The 14,520-nt window shown below is 41.6% G+C and carries 6 protein-coding genes; all 6 read right to left on the bottom strand.

Translation table 11 applies throughout. The features are described from left to right. Positions 1 to 63 precede the first annotated feature (63 nt). Positions 64 to 1,821, bottom strand: coding sequence for a putative bifunctional diguanylate cyclase/phosphodiesterase (locus H6F44_RS16060; protein WP_190352043.1), 1,758 nt, complete (start codon positions 1,819 to 1,821; stop codon positions 64 to 66). A 105-nt stretch (positions 1,822 to 1,926) separates the two neighbouring features. Further along, on the bottom strand, positions 1,927 to 5,355 hold the full coding sequence (locus H6F44_RS16055; protein WP_190352042.1) for a PAS domain S-box protein: 3,429 nt from the start codon (positions 5,353 to 5,355) through the stop codon (positions 1,927 to 1,929). 171 nt (positions 5,356 to 5,526) lie between these two features. Beyond that, positions 5,527 to 6,831, bottom strand: coding sequence for a hybrid sensor histidine kinase/response regulator (locus H6F44_RS16050; protein WP_190352041.1), 1,305 nt, complete (start codon positions 6,829 to 6,831; stop codon positions 5,527 to 5,529). 24 nt (positions 6,832 to 6,855) lie between these two features. Next, positions 6,856 to 9,108 (bottom strand): sensor histidine kinase, encoded by a 2,253-nt coding sequence (locus H6F44_RS16045; RefSeq protein ID WP_190352040.1) that lies wholly within the window; start codon positions 9,106 to 9,108, stop codon positions 6,856 to 6,858. After that, complete coding sequence (locus tag H6F44_RS16040; RefSeq protein ID WP_190352039.1) at positions 9,105 to 10,526, bottom strand: ABC transporter substrate-binding protein; 1,422 nt, start codon at positions 10,524 to 10,526, stop codon at positions 9,105 to 9,107. Before H6F44_RS16040 ends, H6F44_RS16045 begins: the two co-directional genes overlap by 4 nt. Then, a partial coding sequence (locus H6F44_RS16035; RefSeq protein WP_190352038.1) for an ATP-binding protein occupies positions 10,519 to 14,520 on the bottom strand: 4,002 nt, incomplete at its 5' end. The genes H6F44_RS16040 and H6F44_RS16035, both read right to left, overlap by 8 nt.

The following is a 14,520-nucleotide window of genomic DNA, read 5'->3' as shown; positions in this document are numbered from 1 at the left end:
CTACTGCAAAGCTTTGTTATATCTTCTGTTATACATTCCAGTGTAGTGTAGCCATCAAAGATTTTAAACATTCTTGCTGAAGGAGTCGCTGATTTGAGCAGCGATTAAACTAGTAGCAGCAGTTGCATCAACTGGCGGCGAAAACAGAAAGCCCTGTCCGTAGTCACAGGAAAGCGATCGCAAAACATTGGTATGTGCATCTTTATCTATGCCCTCAGCAACTACTTTCAACTTCAACTGATTGGATAAGTTAATAATCATCGAAGTAATTTCTAAACTATTTGAATTTGTGTCTATATCCATAATAAAAGAACGATCAATCTTAAGGGCGGTGATGGGTAAAGATTGGAGATAAGCAAGAGAGGAGTAACCTGTACCAAAATCATCTATTGAAATTCCAATAGAGCGCTCCCGCAGTTGGTATAAAACATTGATCGCAGTTTTGACATTTTCCATTAAAACACTTTCAGTAATCTCTAAATTTAAGCTTTCTCCACTTAGTCCTGCGGCGAGGAGACTGCGATCGATATCTTCTAATAGATCTGAATTGGCTAATTGTAAACTCGATAGATTGACGCTAATGCTCTCAGGGCAAATGTCAGGGAATTGATTTTTCCACCTCCCCATTTGAGCGCAGGCTTCTGCCAAGAGACAACGCCCTAATGGAACGATTAAGCCTGTTTCTTCTGCCAATGGAATAAACTCTAATGGAGAAATCCATCTTTGATCTGGAGTTAGCCAGCGAGCTAAAGCTTCAAAGCCTTTAATCTTGCCCGTCTGCAATGAAAAAATAGGCTGATAATGTACTAAGATTTGCTTGGTCGCTATTGCTTCTTGCAAATTAACTTCAAGGTTGACGCGATGGATAGCTTTCTGCTGCATACTATGATTAAAGAAAACCGTCCCCTCCCTATCATTTCTTGCACAGTCGAAGGCTGTGTCTGCCGCTCTCAAAAAGTCTTCTGGTTGGACACCTTCTAGATCGCTAGTAACTAAGCCTATGCGAGTTTTTGATGATACACTAATTTCATCAAGTTGAACAGGATGGCTGAAAAGTTGATGAAGTTGTTCAATGTAATTTGCAATAACAGATAAATTCTCAACACCCTCTAGTAGTATGGCAAATTCGTTGTTTTCCATACGGGCAACAACCTTAGATGGAATGTTCCAACTTTCCAATCGACGAGCAATTTCAACTAAAAGGCGATCGCTAAGGGTATGACCAAATCCAGCCTTAATGATGGGATAGCGTTCTACATCTAGCTTTAATACGGCAAAATCAATCCCTTTTGATCGTTTTAGATCTATACTTTTGGCGATTTTTTGGAGCAGACCATAGCGATTGCTTAAGCCTGTAAGTTGATCGTAGAAAACTAGGCTATGGAGACGATCTAGGGTTGACTGAAGCTCTTGCTTTTGCGATCGCAAATCACGCACAAATGCCAAAGTTTTATTGATTGTAATTTCTAAATCTTCAAAGTCAATTGGTTTCATCAGAAAATCAAACGCACCACGATTCATCGCGACACGAATGTTTTTCATATCGCCAAATGCGGAAATAACTACAGCTTTCAGGGGGCATTCAATCTCTGCTAAGTTTGTCAATAAAGTTAATCCATCCATCTTTGGCATTTGAATGTCAGTCAAGATCATGGCAATTGAATTTGATGCTCTGATAATTTCTAATGCTTCAATTCCATTTTGAGCAAACTGAAAGCTTAGCTCTCCGTTCCGAATTCTTTTTCTAAAGATCTGCTTAAAAAGACGTTGAATTTCAAATTCATCATCAACTACTAATACTACATTTGTCTCTTCTTTCATAGTTCAATCATGGTACAGTTGGCTTTGATTCTAATTTTTTATAGCGATCCTAAACAACTAGCGAAAACACGCAAAGATTTTTGAGCATCAGTGCGGAACGATGCTTTAATTATATCTCTTAGGTATCGTAACAATTATTTCAGTAAATTGACTAGCATTAGAGTTAATAGTTAGAGTACCGTTATGTTGTTTAACAATTATATCGTAGGTAAGTGAAAGCCCTAGTCCAGTTCCCTCCCCAGGAGGCTTGGTTGTGAAGAAGGGATCTAAGATCTTGCTTTGGGTTTCTGGGGCTATGCCGCAGCCATTGTCACGAATCCTAATCTCGACGCGATCGCCGAGACTGCGCGTTGAAAGGCTAAGTGTGGGATGATATTTTTCTGTGTGCTTAGAGGAGCTTAAAAGATTTCTTTGGTGACGCATAGCATCATAAGCATTATCAATGAGATTAATGAAAGCCCGACTCATTGCTCCTGCAACTAGATCGACTAAATCTAAATCAGCAGCATAGTCAGTCAGAATTTTGATATTGAAATTGTTGTCTAGCATTTTTTTACTGTGATACGCTAATTTTAATGATTGGTCGAGTAAATCATTAATTTGCGTTGGCTGCGGGATCGCTTTTGTATCATCAGTTCGGGTATGTTGCATCATATTAAAAATAATATTTTCAGCTCTTTGGCTATGGGCGCGAATTGTCGTGGAGTTTTCTTGGAGATCGGCGATTAATGTCTCGACCATCTCGGAAGTGTCAAAATCTAAAGAAGGACGCAAAGGCTCAATTGCTTCTAACAATTCTTGACTAAGTTCAATTGATCCTAGGGCGTAGTTTGTGACGAAGTTAAGGGGATTACGCAGTTCATGGGCTATCCCCGCCGTGAGTGTACCGAGAGAGGCTAGTTTTTCTTGGGCAATGATGCGCTCTTGGGCTTTGACAAGGGCTGTAGTTCTTTCTTCAACTCGCAGTTCAAGGCTTTTATTGAGTTGAGATAATTCTTGGAGCAGCCGATCGCGTTCTAATTCTGTGGCTTTGCGATCGCTAATATCTTCAGAAATACAAATCAAATAATCGGGATTACCATGCTCATCGAATATAGGGACTTTAATTGTATGCAGAATTCTGCGCCCCAAAGTCAAACTGTCAATGGGTTCTTCGGGAATATCTTCAATTTGACCGAGCGCAAATGATAATCGGTCTTTCTCATTAAAGAAATCAGATTGTTCTTTTGGGAAAAAATCATAGACCGATTTGCCAAGTGCTTGCTCTTTACTACAACCGAACATGAGTTCGCAGGTATTATTCCATAGTAAAAATTCACCGAATCCTTCTTCTTTCCCATTTTTGACGAATAAGGATAAAGGGAGATTTTCAATAATAGCTTCTAAAAAGTTACGAGCTTTTGATAGTTCCTTGGTTCGTTCTTGTACCCGTTGCTCTAGCTCTGTATTCAATATTTGCAAATCCTCAAACACCTGCATTCTCTCTAATTCGGCAGATGCTCGCGCCCCAAAGATCCGCAGTAATAGTTCCGCCCGTTTTGGATTATTTAAAGGTTCATGATTTAATACATAAAGCAGCCCAATATTCTCACCCGATGAATTTTGTAATGCGGTTCCCAGATAGTTATCTACATTCATTTTTACTAAATCATCGTCAAGAGGGAATACCTGCCTTACACCCGCAGAACAGTTATAGATGCCATTGAGAAAAGCTATTTCGCAGGGAGTATGAGCAATTGCATAGGTAATATTGGGCTGAATTCGATCATCTGCATACCATGTCATAGTTTCGAGGTTCTCTCCCGACACCTTAGAAATAAAGACATGGGAAACATCAAGGGCGATCGCAATATGCTTAACTAATTCTGGGAAAAATTCTTTACCAGTAACCGATGCTGTTCCTTCTAGCAAACTTTGGAGTGCTAGTTCTGATTGCTTGCGATCGCTGATATCTCTAACCAATAGCAAAACTTCATCTTCCGTATAGGGGACAATTCTCACCTCTTCGGATTGCAACTTACCAGCTACCAGTACCTCTTGCTCATATATTTGAATATCCCCTGTTTCCAGAGCCTCATTGATCATCTTCATTCTCTGTTCGACTAAGTTAAGGGGAAAAAATTTGTCTAGATGGGTTCCAACAAAGTCTTCCGCCTCTCCAAAAACTTTAAAGCTATCTGTACTATGGAATTCAAGATAGGTTCCGTTTCTATGAACTCGCATGATCAGATCGGGCAAAGCACGAATTAGAGCGGCTTTATGGGATTCGCTTTCTCGCAAAGCTATTTCGGCAAATTTGCGATCGCTGATATCCCGACCCACGATCAGAACTTCATCATCCCCACAAGCTACCACCCGACATTCTTCGATTTGTAAGACTCCTCCCACAAGAATTTCCTGCTCATATATTTGGATTTCCTCAGTTGCTAAAGCCTGTTGAATCGCATTCAGTCGTTTGGCGGCTAAGTCGGGAGGGAGGGAGTCATTTATATGAGTACCAATAAAGTCGCCAGTTTTGCCAATTACTTTAAAGGCACTAGTCGCGTAAAAGTCAAGATAAACACCTGCTCGGCTAATTCGCATCACGAGATCTGGCAAAGCCTCGATCAAGGCTCGTTGTTTTTGTTCGCTTAGTCTCAATAATTCTTCGTTCTTCTTGCGATCGCTTATATCAGAAATTGTGCCAACAAATCCAACGACCTCACCATTAGCATTATATTCGGGAACGGCTTGTACAAAGCCCCATTTGGTTGAACCATCAGGATTGACATATCGATGTTCAAAGCAATATTCGACATCATGCCCAAGATTTGACTGCTCGACAAAGTTTGTCCAAGCGGCATACATCCAAGCGCGATCGTCGGGATGTAAGTTTTTACCCCAGCCGTTGCCTAAATTTTCTTCGATAGAAAGTCCAGTGATTTCGAGGGTTTTGGCATTGGCATAGGTGCAGTTTCCTTTAGCATCGTTGCGAAAGATCCCTACAGGACTTATTTCCGAAAGAATGCGATAGTGTTCTTCACTCAGTTTTAGTTGTTGAGTACGCTCTTGTACTTGCTTTTCTAGATTGGCATTCAGGATTTCTAGCTCTAATTTGGCCTGTTCGAGGGCTAAATACTGCTCTTCGATGGTGCGATCTTTTTTATAACTTCGCAAAGCTTCAGATACAGTTAGCTGAAGATCATTCTCATTCCAAGGCTTGGACATAAACCGATAGAGGTTGCCCCGATTGACGACATTGCCCACATCTTCGGCGCTGGCTTGCCCCGTCAGCATTACCTTGAGGATCTTAGGATAGCGATCGTGGAGTTCGATTAAAAACTGATCGCCTCTCATATTGGGCATGATCTGATCGGCAATGACGAGGGGAAGTTCTTGTCCACTACTGATCAGATCCTCAACTACTTCTAAGGCTTCTTCTGCACTCTCCGCAATTTCCACCATAAACTCAGGAAAGCAGCGCATTAATTGAGTTCTAATGCTGAGGAGAACATTGCGCTCGTCATCAACACAAAGGATAGTTTGTTTGCTCATAGCTTGTTAATACAATTTAATACAATTGATTATTTTTTATTTTTTATTTTTTATTTTTTATTTTTTATTTTTTATTTTTTATTTTTTATTTTTTATTTTTTATTTTTTATTTTTTATTTTGCTCCCAAGCACAGCAATTGCTGTTACAGCGCTTTGATCATGCTGTACAACTCAAAGCCTATGAGGACTGCGAGTAGATGGTATGCCCACTGTAAAGCAACTCCCCTGACCGATCTGACTGCTTAGTTCGATATATCCCCTGTGCAGTTCAACAATTTGCTTTACTGTTGCCAGCCCAATGCCTGTTCCTTCATAACAACGATTTAACCCACTGTCAATCTGGATAAATGGCAGAAATATCCTGTTGTGGTCGCTAGGGGCGATGCCAATGCCAGTATCAGTAATTGCAAAGGAAACCCAAGAGTTAATACTCAAATTTTCCTGATTCTGATCTATCGGCTCTAGCGAGTCTGATGTCTTCGCCACATTAGCAAAAGTTAAGGGCTGAGTTGGTGGCTGATGATTGATTTTTACTTCTAAACAGACCTTCCCACCTATCGGTGTAAACTTGATCGCATTATCGAGCAAGTTGATTAGTACTTGCTTCATCCGAGTAGGATCTGCTTCAAAAGATTCTAAATCTGAACATATATTTAGCGTGATTTGAATTTGCTTTTTGAGAGCCTGTTGATTTACCAAGTCTAGACTAGAATTGCATAACTCAACGATCGCCACAGATTTGATAGCGAGCTTCACCGAACCCGTGGTAAGATTTGAGATATCGAGAATGTCATTAATCAATTTCAAAAGATGATTACTACTACTTTGGATTAGGGCGATCGCATCCTTTTGACTCGGATTGATTGAACCATAAATTTCATCAAGTAAGCATTCCGACATACCCAAGATCGCGTTAAAAGGTGTCCGCAATTCATGGTTCATCATGGTAAGAAATTCATCCTTTAGTTTGGAAACCCTCTTGAGTTCTAAATTAGATTTCTCAAGACTAGCATTTAGCTCGATTAATTCTAGATTAGTTTGCTGAAGGGCTAACTGATGCGCGGCTAATTGCTTTTCCTGCGCATATCGCCGCAAAGCTTCGGCTACGGTTAGCATCAAATCATTTTCGTTCCAAGGTTTAGATATAAAACGATAGAGATTTGCCCGATTGACGACATTGCCAATATCTTCAACATTGGCTTGTCCTGTTAGCATCACCTTGAGGATCTGAGGATGGCGGTCATGGAGTTCGATTAAAAATTCATCTCCTTTCATCTTCGGCATAATCTGGTCGGCAATTACCAACGCAACATCAAGCCCACTAGATAATATTTCCTCAATAACTTCTAGTGCTTCATCACCACTTTCAGCGATTTCAATCTTGCAATTTTTAAAAAAATGCATTAACTGATTTCTAAGCATTAGTAGAACGTTGCGTTCATCATCCACACAAATAATAGTCAGTTTATTCGTCATAAGTTTCTACGGTTAGAATTGATATTACTCGGAAATTAAATTTGCATTGGGGTTAATAGCCGATCGCTGGTTTGTGTATTCAGACAAAGGAATAATAACCGAAAATGTGACACCTCCGCACTGATTTTTGACATAAATACTGCCACTATGTTTCTGCACAATTTGGCGCACTATATCTAAGCCCAGTCCACTGCCTTCGCCTCTCGGCTTGGTTGTGAAAAATGGCTCAAATAGTCGCGGCATGATTTCGTCAGGAATTTCTGCCCCCGAATTAGTAATTTCCACTACTACTTGTCCTGCTTGCTGCGCGATCGCTATTTCTAAAGTCCCCGTTTGCCCGATCGCGTAGATGGCATTGTCAATTAAATTCACCCACACCTGTGTAAGCCCATCTGGGTCACAGAGCAGATTGGGGACTGGCTCATATTTGCGAATCACCTCTATTCCTTGCTTCAGGCGACTTTGGTAGAGGGTTAGGGCGATCTCGATGCCATCACTAATTTGGATCAGGCTTTTCTCTTCAGATTCACTGCTGCGATGGCTGAATGTTTTGAGGGCAAAGATGATTTTGGCGGCGCGATTGACTTCCTGCTGAATGCTAATGGCATTTTGGCTTTGTTGCACCAGCCTATAGGCGATTTGCAAAATGTTATCGCAATCAGGTTCTACAAAAAGGGGCTGATAGGCTTCTAGGGATGAATCTATCCGCAGGAGGGCAAATTGGTCGGCGATTTCTTGAGCATTATCTACCCCCAAAGCATCCAGTTCTGTGTGCAAGCGTCGTCGCAGTTGTCGTTCTTCTTTGGTTGAGAGAGACTGCTGTTGCTGAAGTGAAGCTTTGATCAGTGCGATAAAGGCAGCTTGCTGTATAGAATTTAGGCGTTGCATCAATACTGGTAATTGTGGCAGTAAAACGTTCAAAGCGGTGATAATATTGCCTGTGGCGCTGCGAATCACGCCCAAAAGAGTATTGACTTCATGGGCAACGCTAGCCGTAAGCTGTCCTAAGGCTGCCATTTTTTCCGATTGGATTAATTCTGCCTGGGTCGTTTGGAGGTCAGCTAGAGTCTGAGAGAGTTCCTGAGTGCGTTCTTCCACTTTCTGCTCTAGGGTTTGGGAATATTCTTCTAGTTTGTGGAAAGAGATTTCTAGTTGTTTTGCCATTTTGTTAAAGGTTTGGGCAAGGACTCCCACCTCATCCTCAGTCATGATGGGTGCGGTTTGGTTTAGATCTCCCTCCGCCAAACGTGCGGCCGTAGCATTAATTGCTAAAATCGGGCGGGTAATTTGGCGGGAAAATAGATAAATGGCGATGAGAAGTATGCTAGAAGATAAAAATCCCAAGATTAGAATATTAATGGCTAAGCGATCGGCTGGCGCAAAGGCTTTATCTTGGTTGATTTCGGCAATCAATGCTAAGTTTTGAGAGGGCAACCACCAATAAACGCCGACTACAGGAATTCCTGCATAGTTGTTATACAAGCCAAATCCACTCTGCTGCTTGATCGCTTGATCAATGCCATCGCTATGTACCGCTTTTTTTCGTGACGGATCTTTGGGTTCCACTTGATTACCAGCCACAAAAATGGTTTTATTACCAGCTTTGCCAATTAGATAGGTTTCGCCTGTCTCCCCCAAACCCGTATTATCGCGAATCAATGCGTCAATGTAATCTAGATTAAAATCGGCAGTCAAGGCTCCCATTTTGACATTATTTTCATCTAAAAGTGATGTAGTGACAGTTATGGATACTTTATTGGTGCGCGGTGAAATATAAAAATTAGGCACAACTGTATTAATGCGATCGCTGGTAAAGTAGGTGGCGGGATCGCCCAAGGGTAAATAGGTTCCTTCGAGTTTAGAATCAGTGGAAGAGAAAATCACAAAACCACTATTTCGAGTAACACGAATACTGCCTAAGTTTGGCTTCACAAGACTAATGCGCCCAATATTTTTTTTGAGATTAGCGTAAGCTTTCTGATAAGCGGGTTGGCTGGGATCGGAAGCCAACATTTGACTGAGTAACTGTTTAACTTCTCCATCTTGGCTGATCATCAGAATGTCTTGCAACTGATTTTCTACCCACTTTTGCAGTTGCAAGGATTTGAGTTGGGTTGCTACAGTGAGGCGGTTGACGACCTCTGTTGACAGAGAACTGCGGGCATGAAAATAAGAGCCAAGAGCCACTACACTCACGGTAATGACTGATAAGCCTGAGAAATAGCTGACTAGTTGCCTGAGTAAACTGTGCCTCAACCATCGTTTTATTATATTCAAGCTTTTTTCTCCGCTAACTGTAAGATATCTTGGATTTTAGTGATTGCCCAATCCGCCGATTCCACCACCGAGGCTTTGTCTTGGATCACTTTGAGAACTGTTTTTGCCCAAAGCTGTTGATTCTGCACCTCACTAAAAGCTGAATGCATTACCTCATAAGGAATATAGCTAGGGCGGGCAAATATTTTCAGAGCAGATGCAAGATGGGGATCGTTCGGCTCATTCCAAAAGGGATCTTTTAATAGCTCAGGCATCACAGGAAAAACGCGCCCCTTAAAACCTTTGAGCAAAGACATCAAGTTATTTGGACTGACTAGATAACTCAAAAACTCCTTGGCAAGTTCTGGATTCTTACTGTTTTTAGGTACGATCGCTTGCTTCGTTCCCTTGCGCGTTAGCAATTCGCCACCATCCACTTTTAGAGGGCGATCAATCGTCATGATCTGACGATATCTGGCGATCGCATCGCGATCGTATCGAGGATGGGATAACTTTTGGGTCAGGGGAATCGACATCGAGAGATTCTGAGTCATTAAGGTTTCACTATTTAGGAAACTGTTATTATTTCCTGCTCCTGTCCATCGTGCTGATTGAGGTGGCGTATATCCCTGCAAATAAAAGTTGGTAAATTCTTGCAGCGCGGTGATAAATTGCTGACGATTTTCTGGTTTTCTTAGGAGAAATTCTCCCGACTCATTCACCACATTAACGTCGTGAGCATCCATAAACATCCTCAGGGAGGTATAGGTATCAAACCCGATCGCCGACATACATAGTCCGACCCCATAAATCTGCGATCGCCCCTTGGCTCGCAACTCCTTTTGAGCCGTCTGCCAAAATTGCCAAAACTGATTCCATTCTCGCGGAATATCCAGTTGGGTCAAGCCAATCTCCTCAAGCATACTTTCCCAATAGTGAAAGTAGTCATCAGACTGCCACAATGGGAGCGCATAGTAACTGCGTTCTTTACGAACTTGATTGTGATAGAAAACATGGGAGAGGGCAATACTTGTATATTTTTGCTTGATGGGAGTGATTACGTCCGTAAGATCGACTAATTGATCTTGCCAAGCAAATTTGGGTGCGAGGCTAACATCTATACCTAAGGAGTAGACAATATCAGGAATTTGGTTAGATTCCGATTGACCGATAAAATTTGTTAACTGTTGATCGATAAGAGCGACTGGCAGTAATTTCAAATCAACAACTTTCCCCGATTTTTGCTCCCATCTGCGAATGAGTTGATTAATTTGTTCATTTTCTTCTGGCAAAAAGCCCTGCTCCCACCAAATCAAGAGATCAGCTTTGCTCAAAGACTGTCCACTACTGGTATTAGTCAGATATTTTGACTGGTTACAGCTTGCCAGTCCCAAGCCCAAAGCACCTAGAGACATCTGGTGAAAACGTCGTCTATTCAACATCTGCTTCTCCCATAAACCTTAACAAAGGCAAGATTACTATAAAGGTAGTTCGACCCGATTGGCTACTTACGCGAATCTCTCCTTCATGTTTCTGCACGATTTGACGCACTATATCTAAGCCCAGTCCGCTACCTTCGCCTCTCGGCTTGGTTGTGAAAAATGGCTCAAATAGTCGAGGCATGATTTCTTCGGGAATAGCCTCACCTGAATTTGTAATTTCAACCACTATTTGCCCTGCTTGCGGGGCGATCGCTATTTCTAAAGTCCCTGCTTTACCGATCGCATAGATGGCATTGTCTATTAAATTCACCCAAACCTGTGTAAGCGCATCTGGGTCGCAGAGAAGATTGGGGACTGGCTCATATTTACGAATTACCTCTATTCCTTGCTTCAATCGACTTTGATATAGCGTTAAGGCGATTTCGATGCCATCGCTAATTTGGATCAGGCTTTTTTCCCCAGCGTCACTGCTGCGATGACTGTATGTTTTGAGTGCAAAGACGATTTTGGCGGCGCGATCGACTTCCTGCTGAATGCTAATGGCATTTTGGCTTTGTTGCACCAGCCCATAGGCAACTTGCAAAATTTCATCGCAATCAGGCGATTCCAGAAGGGGCTGATAGACTTCTAGAGATGATTCTATTCGTAGGAGGGCGAGTTGGTCGGCGATCTCTTGGGTCTTAGCAATCCCCAAAGCATCCAGTTCTGTGTGCAAGCGTCGCCGCAGTTGTCGTTCTTCTTTGGTTGAGAGAGACTGCTGTTGCTGAAGTGAAGTATTTACCAATGCGATAAAAGCAGCTTGTTGTGTAGGATTCAGGCGTTGCATTAATACTGGCAATTGTGGCAGTAAAACTTTCAAAGTAGTGATAATATTGCCCGTGGCACTGCGAATTACTCCTAAAGGTGTGTTGACTTCATGGGCGACGCTGGCCGTGAGCTGTCCTAGTGCTGCCATTTTTTCCGATTGAATCAATTCTGATTGAGTAGTCTGGAGATTTGTTAAGGCTTCGGAAAGTTCTTGAGTACGTTCTTCGACTTTTTGTTCTAGGGTGCGGTAAAGTTGGGCATTTTCTATGGAAATTGCTGCTTGAGAACAAATTAGGTTTAGCACTTCAAGGCGATCGCTGGTAAATGCTCCTATGGTCAAACTATTTTCTAAATATAAAACCCCAATTAACTTGCCTTGTTTGAGAATGGGCATACATAGAACGCTTTTGGGTCGATATTTGAGGATGTAGCGATCGCTTGCAAATTGGGCATCATGTCGCGCATCACTCAAAACTATGGGTTCTAAACTATGCTTGACCTGATTGACGATACCAATCGCCATATCTTCACTATGTTCTAAGGACATGGGAACGGTCAAGATTTGCGAAGGTTTTCCAGATTCCACGAGCGCGACAATTTGCAACTCTGGTTCTGATTGCAGTAGTAAGACGCATTTATCAGCTCCAGAATTAATATTGGCAATATTTAGGAGCGCTTCTAAAAGTTTTGAAAGCTCTATCTCTTCAGAAATTGCTTGTGAAGCTTTTAGTAGAGTCTCTAAATCTATTGCTTCAGAGGTGCTACTAGAGGAGTTAGTAGATTTTTTTTGGAAAGAGCTGTGTGAGTCTCGAAGAATAGGGGCGAGTAGTTGGAGATAGCGATTTTCGAGATCAGTGACTTTAGCGGATGCGCCCCAGCGCACATAGCCATAATAGGCTTCAGTCATATAGACTTGAGCGATTTTCTCTTTCCCCCAATCGAGATAGAATTTAGCAGCAAGTTCGTTGGCAAGGGCTTCTTCTTGGATGTAGCTGTTTTCCTTTGCACCAGCGATCGCGCGATCGTAATATTCAATAGCCTCTATTTTATTGCCCAAAACACGATGTCGCTCTGCTTCCACTAAATGCCATTTATGCAAATAGTTCATTGGTGCATTACGAGACATTTTATCGAGAAAGTCTTGATGTTTTTGCACCGTTATGAGAGTTTCCGATTGTTCTGATTCCATTTGATCGGGAAACGATCTTAGATGCGTTAGGGCTGCAAAAAAATGAAAAATAGGAACAAAGAATGATCCAGACACGGCGATGAGACATTGCTCTGCTTGTTTAACGTAGTGAATGGCATCTGTATAATTGCCAAAATAGTAAGCTAATAGCAGTTTATAAATATAGGTTTCAGCGATCGCGGTTTGATCATTATCCAACTGCTGTTTAGGCAGCATTATCGCTTCGTTGTAAGTATCGCCGATTAAGATATGGGGATGATTGACTGGTTTAACCAAATTTTCGGCTGTTTGTTTTCCTAAATTAATATAGGCTTGTGCAGAAGATTGTTTGATCTGAGCCAATTTAACGCTATAGGTAGCCATGTCTTGAACAAAAAGTCCCAGTTCTCCACCACTAAAAAATATTGAATTACTGTAGGTAGCCAGAGAAAATCCAGCGTGCATAAAATCGCCAATTTCGATCCCAGCATTGTAAGCAGCTTTCAACATTGGAATTGTAGCTAGCAAAGGCTCATTGTGAGGCTGAACAAAGTTTCCAAATAGAAACATCACAACCGACTTAATCTCGGCGCTATTAAATTTTTCAATTAAATTTAGAGCTACCTTTCCAAAAGCGTAACCTATAACTGTTTCTGTCAGAAATGCCGACATTACTAGACCATGAATGGCATATCCGATCGCTGAGGCTATCGTGTTACCAGATTGAATAGACAGACTCACCATTGTTGCGCCAAGCCAAGGTAATAGGCTCGGCATCCCTTGAATGATTGGGGAAAACAAAATTCCCATAATTCGCATAGCAAATTGAGTTTGGGCATCATTTGTAGATGGTAAATCAACCAAGTCTGCAATTTGGATATTTTCAAGTTGCTTAGCCAGAGTTTGCATTGCTTGAGCAACTTCAACTTCATTGGATTCATTCGGGAGACTAATCCCCAATAGCAGTAATGCTTTTCTACCAATTTCAATAGCTTCTAAGACATGACTTTGTAGGGTTTTCGCCGCAATTTGGATTTCGTAGATTTTTACTTCATCAAAAATAGTTTGCGCCTTCTGTAATACCAAATCCGCTTGTTGTTCCATCCCTGCAAAGTCACCACTCAAATAACTTGCCTCAACGGATGTAAGATACAAATCCACAGTCAATTCGTACTGATACTGCCAGCTATTCTCCTGTAGCAGGTCAATTCCTTTTTCAAGATAAATCCTTGCGGCTGCATAGGCTGTAGACATTCTCGCTCTTTTTGCAGCTTTAAGATTTAATTTTGCCAAGGCTTCTCGCTCAATTGGTTCAGTAATTAATGATTGACCTTGATTTAAGTGTCCAACTAGATCAAACAGCCTTTCTTCAAGTTCTATTTTTGAGTAGCTTTGCTGAATTAACTTGCCAATTTTGAGATGAATTTCTGCTTCGCTCTCTACAGGAATCAGCGAATAGGCAGCTTGTTGAACGCGATCATGCAGAAATTTATAAGTTGCATTCGCATCAGTTGGCGCAATAACATTCGTATCAATCTGCGTAAAGAACTTATAGTCTTCCGTCGTAGGAATGATAAAACCTTCTTGTAAGGCTTGCCATAGAGCCATTGCTGCACTTTCGGGAGATTGTTGCGAGGCGATCGCTAGGGTCTGCAAATCAAACTGTGCGCCAATACAAGCAGCCACCTTGAGAACATCCTGAGTATTTAAAGGCAACTTCTGTAATTGACTTGCCATAAACTCAACCACATCATCAGCATGAGTCAATCTCGCTTTTGCGATATCGCATTGCCAATTATGCAAATCCCAATTAAAAGTAATGCTCTGGTCTTCATATAAAGCCTTAAGCAACTGCACCGAGAAAAAGGGATTGCCTTCAGTCTTTTGATACACTAATTCTGTCAATGGCTGAGCACTGGGTAAATCACAAATCAAGGTGTCAGCAATCCATTGATGTATATCGGCTTGACTCAATGCTTCCAGCGTAATTGTATTCACCGTTAAGCCTGTCTTGAT

This window comes from Pseudanabaena cinerea FACHB-1277 (assembly GCF_014696345.1).
In the GTDB taxonomy this organism is placed as follows: Bacteria; Cyanobacteriota; Cyanobacteriia; order Pseudanabaenales; family Pseudanabaenaceae; genus Pseudanabaena; species Pseudanabaena cinerea.
Note: the sequence above shows the minus strand (reverse complement) of the source record. Positions and strands in the feature narration are given on the sequence as shown.